Annotated in this window: 14 protein-coding genes and 1 tRNA gene; 10 read left to right on the top strand and 5 right to left on the bottom strand. The window is 68.9% G+C overall.

Annotation, left to right across the window (positions count from 1 at the left end):
- Positions 1-53 precede the first annotated feature (53 nt).
- Positions 54-683, bottom strand: coding sequence for a TetR/AcrR family transcriptional regulator (locus tag JKL49_RS10085; protein ID WP_347340370.1), 630 nt, complete (start codon positions 681-683; stop codon positions 54-56).
- Positions 684-865: 182 nt separating this feature from the next.
- On the opposite strand from JKL49_RS10085, the gene JKL49_RS10080 reads away from it, so the two are divergent.
- Together JKL49_RS10080 and JKL49_RS10075 are read left to right on the top strand one after the other, a co-directional pair.
- On the top strand, positions 866-1,768 hold the full coding sequence (locus JKL49_RS10080; protein WP_215340076.1) for an RsmD family RNA methyltransferase: 903 nt from the start codon (positions 866-868) through the stop codon (positions 1,766-1,768).
- Positions 1,765-2,556, top strand: a complete 792-nt coding sequence (locus JKL49_RS10075) for a TrmH family RNA methyltransferase (protein ID WP_215340075.1) — start codon at positions 1,765-1,767, stop codon at positions 2,554-2,556. Before JKL49_RS10080 ends, JKL49_RS10075 begins: the two co-directional genes overlap by 4 nt.
- On the opposite strand, the gene hrpB is transcribed toward JKL49_RS10075, so the two are convergent.
- Positions 2,553-4,988, bottom strand: coding sequence for an ATP-dependent helicase HrpB (hrpB, locus tag JKL49_RS10070; RefSeq protein WP_215340074.1), 2,436 nt, complete (start codon positions 4,986-4,988; stop codon positions 2,553-2,555). The genes JKL49_RS10075 and hrpB overlap by 4 nt on opposite strands.
- Positions 4,989-5,113: 125 nt before the next feature.
- Here hrpB and JKL49_RS10065 point away from each other — a divergent pair, with 125 nt between their 5' ends.
- The 5 genes from JKL49_RS10065 (at position 5,114) to JKL49_RS10045 (ending at position 9,966) form a co-directional block, all read left to right on the top strand.
- Entirely contained in the window at positions 5,114-6,655 is a 1,542-nt protein-coding gene (locus JKL49_RS10065; RefSeq protein WP_215340073.1) for an amino acid permease, read from the top strand.
- Positions 6,656-6,729: 74 nt separating this feature from the next.
- Complete coding sequence (locus tag JKL49_RS10060; protein WP_215340072.1) at positions 6,730-7,404, top strand: MBL fold metallo-hydrolase; 675 nt, start codon at positions 6,730-6,732, stop codon at positions 7,402-7,404.
- 44 nt (positions 7,405-7,448) lie between these two features.
- Positions 7,449-8,189 carry a response regulator gene (locus tag JKL49_RS10055; RefSeq protein WP_215340071.1) on the top strand — a complete coding sequence of 247 codons (741 nt, stop codon included), beginning with the start codon at positions 7,449-7,451 and terminating at the stop codon, positions 8,187-8,189.
- The gene (locus JKL49_RS10050) at positions 8,186-9,541 is read left to right on the top strand and encodes a sensor histidine kinase (protein WP_215340070.1); all 1,356 of its coding nucleotides are present in this window, start codon (positions 8,186-8,188) and stop codon (positions 9,539-9,541) included. Before JKL49_RS10055 ends, JKL49_RS10050 begins: the two co-directional genes overlap by 4 nt.
- Positions 9,542-9,750: 209 nt before the next feature.
- Positions 9,751-9,966 (top strand): con-10 family general stress protein, encoded by a 216-nt coding sequence (locus JKL49_RS10045; RefSeq protein ID WP_215340069.1) that lies wholly within the window; start codon positions 9,751-9,753, stop codon positions 9,964-9,966.
- A gap of 68 nt (positions 9,967-10,034) precedes the next feature.
- On the opposite strand, the gene egtB is transcribed toward JKL49_RS10045, so the two are convergent.
- Complete coding sequence (egtB, locus tag JKL49_RS10040) at positions 10,035-12,257, bottom strand: ergothioneine biosynthesis protein EgtB (RefSeq protein WP_215340068.1); 2,223 nt, start codon at positions 12,255-12,257, stop codon at positions 10,035-10,037.
- A gap of 218 nt (positions 12,258-12,475) precedes the next feature.
- Between egtB and JKL49_RS10035 the strand changes: the two genes are divergently transcribed.
- Positions 12,476-13,015: a sigma-70 family RNA polymerase sigma factor gene (locus tag JKL49_RS10035; RefSeq protein ID WP_215340067.1), complete on the top strand. Its 540-nt coding sequence runs from the start codon at positions 12,476-12,478 to the stop codon at positions 13,013-13,015.
- A 7-nt stretch (positions 13,016-13,022) separates the two neighbouring features.
- Here the strand turns inward: JKL49_RS10035 and JKL49_RS10030 are convergent, their stop codons facing one another.
- Positions 13,023-13,886, bottom strand: a complete 864-nt coding sequence (locus JKL49_RS10030) for an alpha/beta fold hydrolase (protein WP_215340066.1) — start codon at positions 13,884-13,886, stop codon at positions 13,023-13,025.
- 128 nt (positions 13,887-14,014) lie between these two features.
- On the opposite strand from JKL49_RS10030, the gene JKL49_RS10025 reads away from it, so the two are divergent.
- A complete protein-coding gene (locus JKL49_RS10025) occupies positions 14,015-15,637 on the top strand; it encodes a peptide ABC transporter substrate-binding protein (protein WP_215340065.1) in 1,623 nt (540 codons plus the stop codon).
- Between the two features lie 11 nt (positions 15,638-15,648).
- On the opposite strand, the gene JKL49_RS10020 is transcribed toward JKL49_RS10025, so the two are convergent.
- Positions 15,649-15,738 (bottom strand) — tRNA-Ser (locus tag JKL49_RS10020).
- Between the two features lie 170 nt (positions 15,739-15,908).
- Between JKL49_RS10020 and hfsE the strand changes: the two genes are divergently transcribed.
- The gene (gene hfsE, locus JKL49_RS10015; protein ID WP_215340064.1) at positions 15,909-17,468 is read left to right on the top strand and encodes a polysaccharide biosynthesis protein HfsE; all 1,560 of its coding nucleotides are present in this window, start codon (positions 15,909-15,911) and stop codon (positions 17,466-17,468) included.
- Positions 17,469-17,543: the final 75 nt, after the last annotated feature.

Genomic DNA, 17,543 nt, shown 5'->3' with positions numbered 1-17,543 from the left:
CGGCGACGCCTGGGCGAGGCCCGCGAAACTCAGAGCGGCGAAAAGGGCCGCGATCAGTCGACGACGAGGCCGTGCATCAGGCCGTCCAGGGTGACCTCGATCACCTCGTCCACCGGCGCCCAGGCGAAGTTCGGACGGCCGGTCATCAGGGCCACCACGCCATGGCAGGCCGCCCAGAGCGCCTGGGCCGCGCTGTCGCCAGTGCCGCTCCGCAGCCGCCCCTCGGCCGCGATCTCGCGCACCGCGCCGCTGAAGATTTCGTAGCATCGCGCGCCCATGTCCGCCGTGCCTTCGTGCCAGACGGTCGATACGGGGTGAACCCCGGCGAACACAAGCAGATAGGCGTTCGGGTGCTCGAAACCCCAGCGCATATAGGAGTCGAGCATCAGCTTGACGCGGGTCACGGCGTCCAGCGGCTTGGCGGCGATGGCGGCGTTGCGCTCCAGGAGCTGGATGATGGTCCGCTCGCAGATCTCCAGCAGAATGCCGCCCTTGTCGGGGAAATGCATGTAGAGGGCGGTGGAGGAGACCCCGACCTCGTCGGCGATCTTGCGGATCGTGGCGCCCTCATAGCCCTCGGCCACGAAGATGCGTTCCGCGGCCTCAAGGATTTCCGCCCTGCGAAGGTGGCCATCGCCCTTAGGCTTGCGCGCCGAGCGCCTCGTGGTCACTGCCGTCGTCACGGGAATCCTTTCGTCATCCGAACAGCTTGCAGCGGAAACCAAATCCGGCGGCCGCGCAAGTCAGACCTGTAACAATGCGGCATCAAGGCGGCGTGCGCCATACCCGCTCTTCCACACCGTCCACCCCCGCCGGCCACCGCCCGACTGGACGCCGCGCGGGCGGAACGGGTAAGGCCAAGGACATGAGCAAGCCTGCCCCCACCGTGGCCGAAGCCCCCGGCGTCATGCGCACCACCGGCTGGGGCGACTACGCCCTGATCGATAGCGGCAACGGACGCAAGCTGGAGCGCTACGGCCGCTATTCCGTGGTGCGGCCCGAGCCCCAGTGCCTGTGGACGCCCTCGCTGAGCGAGGGCGTCTGGGCCAATGCCGACGCGGTGTTCGATCCCACCGACGAGGAGGACGCCGGCCGCTGGCGGTTCCGCGAGCAGCCGAAGGACACCTGGCCGCTCTCCTGGCAGGACGTGAACTTCAAGGCTCGCTTCACCGCCTTCCGCCACCTGGCCTTCTTCCCCGAGCAGGCGGCCAACTGGGCGTGGCTGGATCAGAAGGTCCGCGCGGCGGAAGGCCAGCCCAGGGTGCTGAACCTGTTCGGCTATACCGGCGTGGCCAGCCTGGTCTGCGCGGCGGCCGGCGCGGCGGTGACCCATGTGGACGCCTCGAAGAAGGCCATCGGCTGGGCCCGCGAGAACGCCGAGGCCTCGGGCCTGGCCGACAAACCGATCCGTTGGATCTGCGAGGACGCGCGCCGCTACGTGCAGCGCGAGGTTCGTCGCGGCTCGAAATACGAAGGCATCATCCTCGATCCGCCGAAATACGGCCGCGGGCCGGATGGCGAAGTCTGGAAACTGTTTGAGAATTTGCCTGAGCTTTCGACCCTATGTGCCGAACTACTTTCGGATAAGGCGGAATTTCTGCTGCTGAACGCCTATGCCGAGCGCATCTCCGGCGCGGCTCTAGCCGGCCTGCTGTCGGAGAAGCTGAAGGATCGCGGCGGGCGTATCGAATGGGGCGAACTGGCCCTGGTGCAGCAGGATGGCGAACGCCAGATCGGCATGTCCTTCTATGCCCGGTGGGCGCCGTGAGCGACCGGACCGTCACCTCCCTGACCAATCCGACCGTCAAGGCGGTCCGCGCCCTGCACCTGCGCAAGGAACGCGACGAGACCGGCCTGTTCGTCGCCGAGGGCCTGAAGATCGTCACCGAGGCCATCGAGACCGGCCACGCCCCGGCGATCCTGATGTACGGCGCCGAGGCAACCACCCATCCTCTGCTCCGCCAAGCCATGGCCGCCACCCGCGCCGGCGGCGGCGAGGTGATCGAGGTCACGCAGGAGATTCTCGCCAAGGTGTCGCGACGGGACAATCCGCAGGCGGTGGTCGGCGTCTTCCATCAGGTCTTCATGCCGCTGGAGGCCCTGGCCCCCTCGGCCGCCCCCTGCTTTGTCGCCCTGCACCGGGTGCGCGACCCGGGCAACCTGGGGACCATCGTGCGCACCGCCGACGCGGCGGGCTGCGGGGCGGTGATCCTGGTGGGGGAATGCTGCGATCCGTTCTCGGTGGAGGCGGTGCGGGCTACCATGGGCTCGGTCTTCGCCGTGCCGATCGTGCGGGCCACCGAGGAGGCCTTCGCCGCCTGGCGCGCCCGGTGGCCCGGCTCGGTGATCGGCACCCTGCTGACCGCGACCATGGCCCACCACCAAGCCACCTACGCCAAGCCGGCCCTGGTGTTCATGGGCAACGAGCAGCAGGGACTGACCCCGGAGATGGCGGCGCTGTGCGACGTCAACGTCAAGATCCCGATGCGCGGCCGGGCCGACAGCCTCAACCTGTCGGTGGCTACCGGGGTCATGATCTACGCAGCCACAGCCTAGGTCCCGCGCGGCTTGGCGCGGGCCGTCGGCGGCGTGTTGGCGGGGTCTTCAGGCCAGACGTGTTTCGGGTAGCGGCCGCGCATGTCGGAGCGGACGTCCTTCCATGAGCCCTTCCAAAACCCCGGCAGGTCCTTGGTGGTCTGGACCGGGCGGTGGCCGGGCGACAGCAGCGACAGGGTGAGCGGCGTACCACCAGCGACGGTGGGATGCTCGGTCAGGCCAAACACCTCCTGCACGCGGACATCGACCCGGGGGCCGCTCTCGGCGGTGTAGTCGATGGTGAAGGCGTTGCCGGTGGGGGCGGTCCAGCGCAGGGGCGCCGCGGCGTCGAGGCGGCGCTGCTGGTCCCAGGCGATCAGGCCGCGCAAGGCGCCGTCGAGCGCGTCGGGTTTCAGCGCGGCCAGGGACCGCAGGCCCCGCAGCAGCGGGACCAGCCAGTCGTCCAGGCTTTCAAGCAGCGCGGCGTCCGACAGATCAGGCCAGTCCCCGCCGGAGGCGCGCAGGAAGCCGACCCGCGCCCGCAGGGATTCGGCGGCGGCGCCCCACGTCAGGGCGCTCAGGCCCTCATTGCGCACGCGGTCGGCCAGGGCGGTGGCGATCAGCCTGGGGTCGGGGTTCTCGTCGATCTGTTCACTCAGGGTCAGGCGGCCCAGGCGGGTGATCTGTTTGGCGCGCAGACGACCGCCGCCACTTTCCTCCAGGCGGCTCTCGACCACCAACTGGTCGGCGAAGGCCCTGATCAGTTCTGCCTCGTCCAGGGGCGCGGCCAGCAGGATGCGGTCGCGGCGGTCACCGCCGCCCAGTTCGGCGATGGCCAGCCACTTCTCGCGAGCCAGAGCGTCGGTGGCGTCGACGAAGGCGCCGCGGCCGCTGACCAGCTGGAACTCGCCGGCGGGTCCGCGGGCCTTGGCGATGCGCTCGGGATAGGCGAAGGCCAGCAGCAGGCCATCGTCCAGGGGCTCCCCCTTCCCGGCCCGGCCCGCCATGCCTGCCCAGCGATCGGCCAAGGATTTGGCGTCACGGGCGCGGGGCGAGCGGTCGCGCTCGAAGCTGTCCAGCCGGTGGCGCAGGTCGGCGTCACGGCCGCCGAGGTTGCGCTCGGTGACCAGGGCGGCGATGCGGGCGGCGCGGGGCGCCTGGCCGGTGGCCGCCGCCTTCAGGATCATGTGCGCCAGACGTGGGGCGAGCGGCATCTCGCTCAGAGCCTCGCCATGGGGCGTGAGCACGCCGTCGTCAGTCAGGGCCTCAAGCCGTCGCAAAAGGGTGCGGGCCTCGGCGAAGGCGGCGGCGGGCGGGGCGTCGAGGAAGGCCATGGCCCCCACGTCCTTCGCCCCCCAGCGGGCGAGATCCAGGGCCAGGCCCGAGAGGTCGGCGTCGAGGATCTCTGGGTCGGCATAGGCCGGCAAGGCGCGGGTTTCCGCCTCGTCCCAGAGGCGGTAGGCGACGCCCGGCTCGGTGCGGCCGGCGCGGCCTCGGCGCTGGTCGGCGGCGGCGCGGCTGACCCGGACGGTGGCCAGTCGTGTCAGGCCGCTGGCGGGATCGAAGCGCGGCACGCGAGCCACGCCTGAGTCGATCACCACGCGAACCCCCTCGATGGTCAGGCTGGTCTCGGCGATGGAACTCGCCAATACAACTTTGCGCACGCCCGGCGGGGCCGGCGAGATAGCGCGGTCCTGCTCGGCGGGGTCCAGCGCGCCATAGAGGGGCGCGATCAGCACCTCGGGGCGGCGCAAGCGCTCGGCCAACAGGTCGGCGGTGCGGCGGATTTCCCCCTGGCCCGGCAGGAAGACCAGGATGCTGCCGGTTTCCTCGGCGAGCGCCCGCTCCACGGCCCGCACGGTCCGGTCCTCCAGGCGCTGGCGGTCGTCGCGGCCGAGATAGCGGGTGTCGACCGGATAGGCGCGGCCCTGACTCTCCACCACCGGCGCGTCCAGCAGCCGGGCGACGGCGGCTCCGTCCAGGGTGGCCGACATGACGAGCAGGCGTAGGTCGTCGCGCAGCAGGCCCTGGGCGTCGCGGGCCAGGGCCAGGCCCAGGTCGGCGTCCAGGCTGCGCTCGTGGAACTCGTCGAAGATCACCAGGCCGACGCCCTCCAGGGTGGGGTCGCCGAGAATCATCCGGCTGAAGACGCCCTCGGTCACCACCTCGATGCGGGTTCGGGCGGAGATGCGCGACTGCATCCGCACGCGATAGCCAACCGTCTCGCCGACCCGCTCGCCCAGGGTCTTGGCCATGCGGTCGGCGGCGGCGCGGGCGGCCAGGCGGCGCGGCTCCAGCATGATGATCTTGGCCCCGGCCAGCCAGGACGCGTCCAGCAGGCGTAGGGGAACCAGGGTCGTCTTGCCCGCGCCGGGCGGGGCCACCAGGACGGCGGAGGTGTTTTCCACCAGCGCCGCCTGCAAGGCAGGCAGGATTTCCTCAACAGGCAGCATGCAGGGGGTCTATCCGCGCCCAGCGGCCACGCCAAGCCTTGCCGCTTGACCGCTCCGTAACCAGACCGCACGGTCGGGCAAGCTTAATTCGCGCGGCGGGGGGACCGCCGCGACTGGGAGGGAATATGTGGCGTGTAAAGCCGCTAGACGCGATCCTCGCGACCGCTGAGAAAAAATCACTGCACCGCTCCCTTGGGGCCTTCCAGCTGACCATGCTGGGCATCGGCGCCATTATCGGAACCGGGATCTTCGTTCTGACCGCCGAGGCGGCCCAGAAGGCAGGCCCCGGGATGATCGCGGCCTTCGTCATCGCGGGCTTCGTCTGCGCCGTGGCCGCCCTCTGCTACTCCGAAATGTCGGCCATGGTGCCGGTTTCGGGCAGCGCCTACACCTACAGCTACGCGGTGATGGGCGAGATGGTCGCCTGGATGGTCGGCTGGGCGCTGATCCTGGAATACGCCGTCGCCGCCGGCGCGGTTTCTGTGGGCTGGTCGGGCTATGTCGTCGGCCTGATCGAGAACGCCTTCGGCATCGACATCCCCAACGCCCTGGTTCTGGGGCCCATGGACGGCGGGATCGTCAACCTGCCGGCCGCGGCCATCGCTCTTGTCGTGACCGCCCTGCTCGTCGTCGGCACGCGGGAGTCCGCCGCCGTCAACGCCTTCCTGGTGACCATCAAGGTCGCGGCCCTGACCCTGTTCTGCGTCCTGGCCCTGCCGGTCATCAAGATGGAGAACTTCGAACCCTTCGCCCCGCTCGGCATGGCCGGGATCTCGGCGGCCGCGGCCTCGATCTTCTTCGCCTATGTGGGCTTCGACGCCGTCTCGACGGCGGCTGAGGAGACCAAGAATCCGCAGCGGAACATGCCCATCGGCCTGATCGGCTCGCTCGGCGTCTGCACCATCTTCTACATCCTGGTGGCCTCGGGCGTCATCGGCACCGTCGGCGCCCAGCCGGTGATGGACGCCGCGGGCCATGGCCTGCGTCCCGGCAGCCCCGAGATGACCGCCGCCTGCGGCGCCCTGTCGGCCGACCACGTGGTCTGCTCCAAGGAGGCGCTTGCCTGGACCCTGCGCAAGATCGGCTGGACTCAGATCGGCAACCTGCTCGGCCTGGCCGCCGGCCTGGCCCTGCCCTCGGTTATCCTGATGATGATGTTTGGCCAGACCCGCATCTTCTTCGTCATGAGCCGCGACGGCCTGCTCCCGGAGGTGCTGTCCAAGGTCCACCCGAAGTTCAAGACGCCGCACGTCATCACCATCATCACCGGGGTGTTCGTCTCCGCCTTCGCCGCCTTCTTCCCGGTGGGGGTGCTGGCCGACATTTCCAACTCCGGCACCCTGTTCGCCTTCGCCATGGTGGCGATCGCGGTGCTGGTGCTGCGCAGGACCGACCCCGACCGCAAGCGCCCGTTCCGGACGCCCGCGGTGATGTTGGTGGCCCCGCTCGCGGCGGCCGGCTGCATCTATCTGTTCTTCAGCCTGTCGAAGGAAACCCAGCTGCTGTTCGTGATCTGGGCGGCCATCGGCCTGGTGGTCTACTTCCTCTACGGTTTCCGCCACAGCCACATGGCCCGCGGCATCGTGGAGGTGCCCGAGCTATCGCCGGACGCGCCGCCGGAATCGGTGCCGCCGATGCCCGGCGCGCCGCCGCCCGGCTCGCACTAGCCAACCAAGACTGAGGGGCCCGGGATCACATCCCGGGCCTTTTCATATGGGCCACATGGGCCGATGCTGACGCCATGTCCGAGACCGCCTCCTCCCCCATCCGCGCCCTCATCGCGCCGGTCACCCCCCTGGCGCAGAACTGCACCATCGTCTGGTGTGTGAAGACGATGAAGGCGGCGATCATCGATCCGGGCGGCGAGGTGCCGCGCCTGCTGGGCGCCCTGGCGGCCCACGGCCTGACCCTGGAGAAGATCTGGATCACCCACGGCCACCTGGACCATGCGGGCGGCACGGCGGACCTCAAGGCCATCACCGGGGTCCCCATCGAGGGCCCGCACCGCGACGACGCCTTCTGGATCGACCAGATGGAGGAGAGCGGCGCCAAGTGGGGCATGCCGGAGGCCAAGTGTTTTACCCCCGACCGCTGGCTTGAAGACGGCGACACCGTTACCCTCGGAGAGACCAGCTTCGAGGTCTACCACTGTCCGGGCCACACGCCGGGCCATGTGGTGTTCTTCCATCGCGAGGCCCGCTTCGCCCAGGTGGGGGACGTGCTGTTCCAGGGTTCGATCGGCCGTACCGATTTCCCGAGGGGAAATTTCCAGCAGTTGATCGACTCCATCACCGGCAAGCTGTGGCCGTTGGGGGATGATGTGGCCTTTGTCTCCGGTCACGGCCCGATGTCGCGGTTCGGCATCGAGCGGCGGACCAATGGCTATGTCGCCGACGATGTCCTTGCGGGCGATTAGCCAGTTTCAGCCGTGAAATCTGTGCGTTACGGGAGGGGCTGAAAATGGCGCGGATGGAACCCAGCACCGAACAGGTCCCCGCGACCGCCCGCATCCTGATGGTCGACGACGACCCGGGCATCCTCGACGTCGTCTCCGACTTCCTGGGCAAACACGGCTACCTCGTCGAGACCGCCGGGGACGCGCGTGAGATGGAGCAGGCGCTGGAGCGCGGCCCCGTCGACCTGATCGTGCTCGACGTCATGCTGCCGGGCGAGGACGGCCTGTCCATCGCCCGCCGGCTCAGCGGCGAAGGCCCGCCGATCATCATGCTGTCGGCCATGGGCGAGGACACCGACCGCATCGTCGGCCTGGAGCTGGGCGCCGACGACTACCTGGCCAAGCCCTGCAATCCCCGCGAACTGCTGGCCCGGGTCCGCGCCGTCCTGCGCCGCGCCGAGCAGCGCGGTCAGGCCAATGCCATCGGCGCCGGCTGCGAGTTCGCGGGCTGGCGGCTGGACCTGGTGCGGCGCGAACTGCGCTCGCCCCCCGGCGTTGCGGTGAACCTGTCGTCGGGCGAGTTCTCCCTGCTGCGCGCCTTCGTGGAACGGCCCCAGCGGGTGCTGACCCGCGACCAGCTTCTCGACTTCGCCCGCGGCCCGGACTCAGACGCCTTCGACCGGGCCATCGACGTGCAGATCAGCCGCCTACGCCGCAAGCTGGACGACGGTGGCGGCGGCACCGACCTGATCCGCACAATCCGCAACGAAGGCTACATGTTCACCGCCAAGGTGAAGCGGACATGAGGCTGCCCTGGTCGGGCCGGCCCACCGCCTCGCTGTTCGCCCGCCTGCTGACCCTGATCGGCATCACCCTGGTGGCGTCGCAGGTGATCATCCTGACGATGATCTTCGTCCTGCCGCCGCCCGCGCCCGACTTCTACCGGCTGAGCGAGGTGGCGCAGACCTTCAAGGGCCGAGCGCCCAGCCTGACCGAACGCCGGCCCCTGGAACTGAAGATCGTCGACAGGGCGCCCTCGCCCACCATGGAGGGTCGCATGGTGCCCAACATGCGCGCCGAGCTCGCCCGCGAACTGGGGGTGGCCGAGGCCCGGGTGGTGTTCGCCGCGCCGTCTCGCATGCCGGTCTCCGACCGTCGGGTGTTCCGCATCATCCGCGACCGCATGGCCCGGGACGGCGGCGAGCAGGAGGAGCACTTCCTGATCGCCCCCTTCGACGTGGCCGTGCAGCGCGCCGACGGGCGGTGGGACATGGTCCGGCCGACGCCGCGCCTGGGGCTCGACCCCTGGCAGCTTCGCATCGTGCTGTGGCTGCTTCTGTCGGCCGCCCTGCTGGCGCCGGTGGCCTACACCTTCGCCCGCCGGCTGGCCCACCCCTTCCAGCTGTTCGCCGACGCCGCCGAGCAGTTGGGCCGCGATCCGCGCGGAACGCGGCTGCCGGTCTCTCTGAAGGGCACGGCGGAGATCAATATCGCGGTCAGCGCCTTCAACGAGATGCAGGACCGCCTGCGCCGCTATGTCGAGGACAGGACTGCGATGGTGGGCGCCATCGCCCACGACCTGCGCACCCCCCTGACCCGCCTGCGCTTCCGCATCGAGAACGTGCCGGAGGAAGCCCGCGCCAAGATGGCCGGCGACCTGGACCAGATGGAGGAGATGATCAGCGCGGCCCTGACCTTCGTGCGCGACGCCAGCGGCCCGGCCGAGCGGACGCCCCTGGAGCTCTCCTCCCTGCTGGAAAGCGTCTGCGACGAGATGGCCGAGACCGGCAGCGACACCCAGGTGGAGCGCGGCGACAAGGTGATCCTGGAGGGCGACCCTGTCGCCCTGCGACGGCTGTTCACCAACCTGCTGGAGAACGCCGTGAAGTTCGGCGGCCGGGCCCGCGCCCGGGTCTATCGCGATGGCGCCAGCGCCTATGTGGAGATCGAGGACGACGGGCCCGGCATTCCGCCCGAGGACGCCGAGCGGGTTTTCGAGCCCTTCTACCGCCGCGAGCCCTCCCGCAGCCGCCAGACCGGCGGCATCGGTCTCGGCTTGGCGGTCGTCCGCTCGGTAGCCCGGGGCCATGGCGGCGACGTCGTCATGGCTAACCGCCCGGGCGGCGGTCTGACCGCGCGCGTCCAGTTGCCGCTCTAAGCGTTCGTCCGGGAACGGACATCCCGGACTGTTGATCGCGGCTCTGCGGGCCCGTCGCCTGGGGCTCGGGTCCTTTTCAGAGCTCCCGCCGCGATTAGGTCGCAAATTTCCGCGCAACCTCTGGCGCGCCTTGAGGGTTGTCTGAGCGTAACCGTAGTTGATGCAGCCCCCCCGCATCTCCTCAAGGCACGCATAGCAGGAGCAACCCCATGGACCTCGATCCCAACGCCAAGCCGAAGTCCCGTCGCGGATTCGCCGCCATGAACCCCGAGCGCCGGCGCGAGATCGCCCGCAAGGGTGGCGCGAGCGTACCGGGTGAAAAACGCAGTTTCGCCAAGGACCGCGACCTCGCGGCCTCGGCCGGTCGCAAGGGCGGAGAATCCTCCCGCGGCGGCGGTCGCACCCGCGGGCCGCTGGAAGGCTAAGCCTCCCAGCTCTCGACCAAACTAAGCCACGGCCCCGATCCCCCTCGGGGCCGTTTGCTTACGTGGAGTTACGCCCGGAGCAGGACTATGGCGAAGGTCGGCTCGGCGCTTTCCCATTGGTTTTCCAGGCGCCAGCCCGCCGCGGCCGCAAGCTTTCCGAAGCCCTCGACCGTGAACTTGTGGGAGTTCTCGGTGTGGAGGCTTTCGCCCGCCGCGAAGTGGAAGGTGCGTCCGGCGACGATGACCACCTGGTCGCGTCGGCTGACCAGATGCATTTCCATCCGGCTTTCCTGGGCGTTCCACACCGCGCGGTGCTGGAAGGCGGTCAGGTCGAAGTCCCCGCCCAGTTCGCGGTTAATGCGGGTCAGCAGGTTGAGGTTGAAGGCCGCCGTCACGCCTTGGGCGTCGTCATAGGCCGCGACCAGGACCGCCTCGTCCTTGACGATGTCCATGCCCACCAGGAAGGCCGCCCCATGGCCCAGCAGCCGCCGGGCGCTGGCCAGGAACGCGATCGCCTCCTCGGGCCGGAAATTGCCGATGGTGGAGCCGGGGAAGAAGCCGACGCTGGTCAGACCGTCCACCGCGTCGGGCAGGCGAAGAGCGGTGGTGAAGTCATCCACCAGGGGCGCCACGATCAGATTGGGGTAGTCGCGGCCGATGGCTTGCGCAGCCTCGTCGAGCGCCGACTTGCTGATGTCGATGGGGACGTAGGCCGCCAGCTGCGGCGCGGCGTCGAGCAGCAGGCGAGTCTTGGTGCTGGCGCCGCTGCCGAACTCCACCAGGGCTGAGCCCAAGGGAATGGCGGCGGCCATCTCACCGGCCTTGTGGCGCAGCAGGGCGGCCTCGGTGCGGGTGGGATAGTATTCCGGCAGGTCACAGATTTCCTCGAACAGGCGCGAGCCTTCGGCGTCGTAGAAATATTTGGGGAGAATGGTCTTCTGCGGCTTGGCCAGGCCCGCCAGCACGTCGGCGGCGAAGCTGCCGTCGGTCTGCGCATGGACCCGCGGCTCGCCATCCCACGCCAGGCGCAGCCCTGAGAACATCCAGCGCTGATCGGGATGGAAGAAGTTGCGGTAGGTCGGCCGCGCATGGCCCTGCGGGGTTGCGTGACAGCCGCCGCGCAGCACCATCTGGCCGCTCATGAACTTGCCGTTGTACTCGCCCACGGCGCCGGCCGCCGGGTGGAAGCCGGGATAGGGGCAATAGGCGCTGCGGGTCCATTCCCAGACATCGCCGAACATCTGGCGCAGCCCCTCGCCCACCGTCGCGGCGGCCGGGCCGAGTTGGCCCGAGCCCATGAAGTTGCCGGCCATCGGCAGGCCGTTCGAGGCATGCTCCCATTCGGCCTCGGTGGGCAGGCGGGCGCCGGCCCAGGCGGCGTAGGCGTCGGCCTCGTAGAAGCTGATATGGGTGACCGGCGCGTGAGGGGCGATGGCGCGCAAGCCCTGCAGGGTCATGGCTAGCCAGCCATGGTCGCCCTGCTGCCAGTAGGCCGGCGCGCTCCAACCCTGTTCCCGCACCTGGGCCCAGCCCTCGGCGAGCCAGAGCTCCGGCTTGGCGTAGCCACCGTCAGCCATGAAGGCCAGCCACTCGCCATTGGTCACCAGCCGGTCGGCCAGCTTGAACGGTTGCAGGAAGACCTGGTGGCGCGGACCCTCGTTGTCGAAGGCGAAGCCTGCGCCGCCATGGCCGATCTCCACCAGGCCGCCGTCGAAGGCGACGACGCCGGCGCGACCGGGATCGGCGCTGACCGGCAGGGCGGTGGTGGGGGAATAGGCGGGCTTCAGCGGCGACTGGGCGAAGAGGTGCAGGATATCCATCAGGATCAGCTCCTGATGCTGCTCCTCATGGGCCAGGCCCAGGTCCAGCAGGTCCGACAGGCCGGCGACGTCCGACGACAGCAGGTGATGCATCCCCTCGTCCACATGGGCGCGATAAGCCAGGACCTCGTCGCGGGAGGGCCGGGTCAGCAGGCCGCGCTCCGGCCGGGGCTGACGCGGACCAAGCGCCTCGTAATAGGAGTTGAACAGGTAGGCGTAGCGTTCGTCGAACGGCCGGTATCCCGCCAGGTTCGGCTTCAGCAGGAAGGTCTCGAAGAACCAGGTCGTATGGGCCAGGTGCCATTTTGCGGGGCTGGCGTCGGGCATGGACTGGGCGGCCATGTCCTCGGGCGAGAGATGCCGCACTAGGTCCTCGGTGGCCTGGCGGATCCGATGGTAGCGGGCCGCCGGCTGGCCCAAAGCGCCGCGAAGGGGTGCGGGCACAGACCCAGCGTCGTCGGAATGCGCCATGGGATACTCCTGATTTGGTCAGAACGCCCGCGTCAAACTCAACGCGGATTTCGCCCCTAGGTCCGGCAACGCCGAACGACGTTCTTCGTTCCCTTAAATTGGGTCTCGGGCCCGCAACCGCAAGTCGGAACAGATGGAGTCTGCCTGCGTTGCATCACCAACGAATGACGGCTGTAGGCCTTCATCAAGAGGGTGACGGGGCGCGGATCGAGGAACGCATGACCGACGACACCGACTGGCGTGACGACGTGGTGCGGATGATCCCAGCGCTGCGGGCCTTCGGATGGTCGCTCTGCCACAATGGATCCGACGCCGACGACCTGGTGCAGGACACCCTGATCAAGGCCTGGACCAACCGCGACAAGTTCGAGATGGGCACCAACCTGCGGGCCTGGCTGTTCACGATCCTGCGCAACACCTATTACACCCAGGTCATCCGCCGCCGCCGCGAGGTGCGCGACGAACTGGGCGAGTATGCCGGGGCGCTGAAAACGCCGCCGAGCCAGGACTGGAGCGTGGCCATGCACGCCATGCAGGACGCCCTGAAACACCTGCCCGACGAGCACCGCGAAGCCCTGATCCTGGTGGGCGGGGCGGGGATGTCCTACGAGGAGGCCGCCGAGATCTGCGGCTGCGCGGTGGGCACCATCAAGAGCCGGGTGAACCGCGCCCGGGCCAAGCTCTTGAAGATCATGGACGCCGACGCCCCCTCCGACCTCATGGCCAATGAGACCATGGTGGCGGCCAACCGGGCCTGAGTCGGCGTCAGCCCACCGTCTTGCGCAGCCAGGCCAGCAGGTCGGACACCACCTCGTCGCGGTTGATCTCGTTCAGCATCTCGTGACGGCCGCCTTTGTAGATTTTCACCTCCATTCGGGTGAGGCCCGCCTCGCGGTAGCGGTTCACCAGCGGATGCAGCAGTTCGAGGTCGCGGTTGATGGGGTCCTTGTCGCCTACGAAGATGTAGAGCGGCAGATCCTTGGGAATCTTGGCGATCTCGGCGGGGTCGCGCAGACGGGCGCTGACCCGGCCGAAGCTGTCGGCGGCGCTGGGCTGGCGGGAGAAGCCGCACAGCGGATCGGCGATGTACTTGTCCACCTCGGCGTCGTCGCGCGACAGCCAGTCGTAAGGGGTGCGGGGCTTGGGCCCGTCGGCGTTCATCTCGTCCAGCTTCTTGGCCGGGCCGGTGCGGTCGCCGAAGGCCGCGGTGCCCGAGAGCACCAGGCCGTCGATCTTGCCGGCATGATCGAAGGCGTAGGCCTGGGAGAAGAACGAACCCAGGCTATGGCCCAGCAGGACCAGCGGCAGGCCAGGGTTCTCGGCCCGCGCCAGGTCGGTCAGGCGGGCGATATCCTCCACCACCAGTTCCGCGCCGTTCTCGCCGAAGTCGCCGAGCGCCGCCTTGGAGGGGGCGGTATAGCCGTGGCCGCGATGGTCGTCGGCATACAGCACGAAGCCATCGGCCATGATGGGGATCAGCGGATCGGGATAGCGTCGGGCGTGCTCGCCCATGCCGTGAGCGATCTGAAGCACGGCGCGCGGGGTGACGCTCTCGTCGGCCCAGCGGAAGCCGGCGATGGAGGCCCCGTCCCCGCCGTCAAACCGGAACTGCTTTTCGGAATAACCCATGATCCCCTCCGTACGCTCTGGCGGCGCGAGAGGTCCGACATAGCGCGCGGGAGCGGCGATGCACGTGGTTTTTCTTGGCGGCGCGGCCAAGCCTCGACAGGGCGCTCCGGCGGTGGGACGACTAGGCGATGGTCTCCAAGAGTCTCCGCCCCGCCCTGCTCGCCGGCCTCGGTCTCGCAGCCCTGCTGCTGTCCGGCTGCCAGGCCAAGGTCAGCCGCCCGCCCTGCCCCGCCGGCGAAGTCTGCCTGGCCTATGGCAGCAACAACGAGGCTGGCTCCCTGGACCCGCAGACCTCCAACCTGGTGGATGAGTTCACCATCATCGCCGACCTGATCTCCGGCCTGACCACCGACTCGCCCGACGGCCAGCCGATCCCAGCCATTGCCACCTCGTGGGAGACCAGCCCCGACGGCCTGATCTGGACCTTCCATCTACGCGACGACGCCAAATGGTCGGACGGCGTGCCGGTGACCGCCGACGACTTCGTCTTCGCCTATCGCCGCATCCTCGATCCCAAGACCGCCTCGATCTATTCCTACCTCGTCTACCTGCTGAAGAACGGCCAGGCGGTGAACGAGGGCAAGGCGCCCCTGACCGCCGTCGGCGCCCGGGCCATCGACGCCGGCACTCTTGAACTGACCCTGGAGCACCCGGCGCCCTATCTGCCGGAACTGCTGAAGCACCAGAGCTTCTTCCCGGTACCCAAGCATGCGGTCGAGAAGTGGGGCGACGCCTGGGTCAAGCCCGGTCGCTATGTCAGCAACGGCCCCTACAAGCTGATGAGCTGGCAGCTCGGCGACCACATCGAGGTGGTGAAGAACCCCTATTTCTACGACGCCAAGAACGTCTGCGTGGACCGCATCGACTATTTCCCGACCCCCGACTCGGTGATGGCCGAACGGCGCGTCGCCCGCGGCGAGCTGGACGTGAACACCTCGTTCCAGTCCAACCGCTTCATCCGACTGAAAGAGCGGATGCCTGACATGGTGCGGGCCAAGAACGCGCTCGCCACCTCCTATCTCTCCTTCAACACCCGGGAGATCAAGGCTTTCCGGGACAGTCGCGTCCGCCGAGCCCTGTCGGAGTCCATCGACCGCGAGTTCATCACCGGCAAGCTGATGCGGGCCGGCCAGCTTCCGGCCTACGCCTTCGTGCCGCCGGGCACCGCCAACTATGCGCGGGGCGCCAGAACCGTCTGGGCCGACAAGCCGCTGGCCGAGCGCCAGGCCGAAGCCAAGCGACTGCTGGCCGCCGCCGGCTACGGCCCGAACCGCAAGCTCACCTTCGACTTCAAGATCTCCAACAGCCCTGACACCGTCCTGCTGGCCAGCGCCGTCCAGGCCGACTGGGCCGCCATCGGTGTGGATGCGAAGATCGTCCAGAACGAGGGCCAGGTCGCCTTCGCCGCTTATCGCAACCGCGACTTCGGGATCGGCGCCATGAGCTGGTACGCCGACTTCAACGATCCCGTGACCTTCCTGTCCCTGATGAAGTCCGACACGGGCGGCCAGAACTACGGGGACTACAAGAACCCCGCCTATGACGCGCTGCTCAACGCCGCCGACCGTGAGCCGGACGCCGGCAAACGCGCCGCCATCCTCCAGCGGGCCGAGCAGATGATGCTGAGCGAGGACGCCATCGCCCCGATCTACTACGTCGTGAGCCGCAACCTGGTGAGCCCGCGGGTCACCGGTTGGGTCGACAACGTCGCCAACTTCCACCGCGCGCGGTGGCTGTGCCTGAAGAAGTAGGGGGAGAACCTTGGCGGTGACGCAGGGATTCGAACCCTGGATACGCTTTCACGTATGACGATTTAGCAAACCGTTGCCTTCAGCCACTCGGCCACGTCACCATCAAGGGCGGGACCGATAGCCGTTTCGAATGCGGCTGGCAATCGAGTCGAACGGTTTCCCTCCGGGTGCGTCAAATCCCGTCAATTCAAAGAACATGCTGCGTCGTTAACCCGACGATCAGACCGCTGCGGCACACTGCAGCCTCTCATTTCTGCGTGTGCGGCTCCCCATGTCTTCCGTCGTCCAGTTCCAACGCAAGGAAAGCCCGGACGCCGGTCCCGAGCCGACGCCGCGCGTCGCTGAGCCCCGCGTGGCCAATCCGCACGCCGACCTCCCGCCCGCCGAGCGTGGCGCATCTGAGGACCGTCGCGGTCCGTTCCGTCCCAAGTCCCTGATCCCCACCCGCGCCCGCCTGCAAGGTCGGGTGGTGGCCCGGATGTTCCAGGCGGGTGACGCCGCCATGCTGGTGGTGGCTGGGGCCATCGCCCACGCCCTGGGCGCGGGCGGCGCCACGGGCCTCTCGGTCAGCTGCGCCGGGGCGCTCACCGTCCTGCTCAGCCTATCGACCTTCCGAGCCTATGGCTTCAACCGCCGCGAAGGCTTGGCCTATCACCTCGCTCGCCTCAGCGCGGCCTTCGCGGTGGGCGTCGGCGCGACCTGCGCCATCCTGTTTCCCTTCGTGCCCCTCGCCAAACTGCTCCTGGCCCTCGGCGCCTGGGGGCCTGTGGCCTTCGCCACCACCTATGTCCTGCACATCGTCTGGTGGCTGTGCGTGCGGCGCTGGCGCGCCAGCGGCCGCCTGACCCCCAATATCGTCGTGGTGGGCGCCACCGGCGCCGCCGAGCGGCTGATCGTCGCCACCCTGCTGAGCCGCGAGGCCAATATCCTGGGCGTGTTCGATGACCGCGCGGCCCGCAGTCCGGCGGGGATCCGTGGCGTGCCGGTGCTGGGCGACACCAACGCCCTGCTGGCCCACCGCATCATGCCCTATGTGGACCGCATCGTGATCACGGTGCCCTCCCAGGCCCGCGCCCGCGTCGGCGAGATGATCGAGCGCCTGGGCGTCCTGCCCAACGAGGTCAGCCTGCTGCTGGACGGCGAGGACGCCGCGCACGAAGCCGCCGCCATCAGCCGCATCGCCGACGTGCCGCTGGCACACATCTCCGGCGCGCCGATGGACGAGCGCCGCGCCATCGCCAAGCGCGGTCAGGACCTGCTGGTGGGCCTGGCGGCCCTGGTGGTCGCCGCCCCCGTCATGCTGCTGGTGGCCTGGGCCATCAAGCTGGACAGCCCCGGCCCCGCCCTGTTCCGGCAGCGCCGCCACGGCTTCAACAACGAAGAGATCGTGGTCTGGAAGTTCCGCTCCATGCGGGTGCAGTCGACGCCCCAGACCAAGGTCCGCCAGACCCAGGCCGATGATGACCGCGTCACCCGGGTGGGACGCTTCATCCGCAAGACGTCACTGGACGAACTGCCGCAGATCTTCAACGTGCTGACTGGCGAGATGTCCCTGGTGGGGCCGCGTCCGCATCCGGTGGGGATGATGACCGGCGATATCGAGTCGGCCCGTCTGGTGGCCGAATACGCCCACCGCCACCGCATGAAGCCCGGCATGACGGGCTGGGCGGCCATCCACGGCTCGCGCGGTCCGGTGGACACGCCCGAGCTGGTGAAGCGCCGGGTGGCCCTGGATGTGGAGTACATCGAGCGGCAGTCCTTCCTGCTCGACCTCTACATCATCCTCATGACCCTGCCCTGCCTGCTGGGCGACCGCGAAAACATCCGCTGAAGCCCACGGGCTTAACCGTTTGAAACCGCTTGTTCAGGCACACTGACCCTAGATCGGTTCAAGAGGTTCTAGGCG

The sequence above is a fragment of the Phenylobacterium glaciei genome (genome assembly GCF_016772415.1).
Classification (GTDB): Bacteria; Pseudomonadota; Alphaproteobacteria; order Caulobacterales; family Caulobacteraceae; genus Phenylobacterium; species Phenylobacterium glaciei.
The sequence above is the reverse complement of the archived record's forward strand: the minus strand, read 5'-3'. Positions and strand labels throughout refer to the sequence as shown.

What these genes read in the sequence shown, in the direction of transcription:
- JKL49_RS10060 (WP_215340072.1), top strand. Translation starts at nt 6,730, where the DNA reads ATGTCCGAGACCGCCTCCTCCCCCATCCGCGCCCTCATCGCGCCGGTC.
- JKL49_RS10030 (WP_215340066.1), bottom strand. Translation starts at nt 13,886, where the DNA reads ATGGGTTATTCCGAAAAGCAGTTCCGGTTTGACGGCGGGGACGGGGCC.
- JKL49_RS10025 (WP_215340065.1), top strand. Translation starts at nt 14,015, where the DNA reads ATGGTCTCCAAGAGTCTCCGCCCCGCCCTGCTCGCCGGCCTCGGTCTC.
- JKL49_RS10055 (WP_215340071.1), top strand. Translation starts at nt 7,449, where the DNA reads ATGGCGCGGATGGAACCCAGCACCGAACAGGTCCCCGCGACCGCCCGC.
- JKL49_RS10050 (WP_215340070.1), top strand. Translation starts at nt 8,186, where the DNA reads ATGAGGCTGCCCTGGTCGGGCCGGCCCACCGCCTCGCTGTTCGCCCGC.
- JKL49_RS10080 (WP_215340076.1), top strand. Translation starts at nt 866, where the DNA reads ATGAGCAAGCCTGCCCCCACCGTGGCCGAAGCCCCCGGCGTCATGCGC.
- JKL49_RS10035 (WP_215340067.1), top strand. Translation starts at nt 12,476, where the DNA reads ATGACCGACGACACCGACTGGCGTGACGACGTGGTGCGGATGATCCCA.
- egtB (WP_215340068.1), bottom strand. Translation starts at nt 12,257, where the DNA reads ATGGCGCATTCCGACGACGCTGGGTCTGTGCCCGCACCCCTTCGCGGC.
- JKL49_RS10065 (WP_215340073.1), top strand. Translation starts at nt 5,114, where the DNA reads ATGTGGCGTGTAAAGCCGCTAGACGCGATCCTCGCGACCGCTGAGAAA.
- JKL49_RS10045 (WP_215340069.1), top strand. Translation starts at nt 9,751, where the DNA reads ATGGACCTCGATCCCAACGCCAAGCCGAAGTCCCGTCGCGGATTCGCC.
- hfsE (WP_215340064.1), top strand. Translation starts at nt 15,909, where the DNA reads ATGTCTTCCGTCGTCCAGTTCCAACGCAAGGAAAGCCCGGACGCCGGT.
- hrpB (WP_215340074.1), bottom strand. Translation starts at nt 4,988, where the DNA reads ATGCTGCCTGTTGAGGAAATCCTGCCTGCCTTGCAGGCGGCGCTGGTG.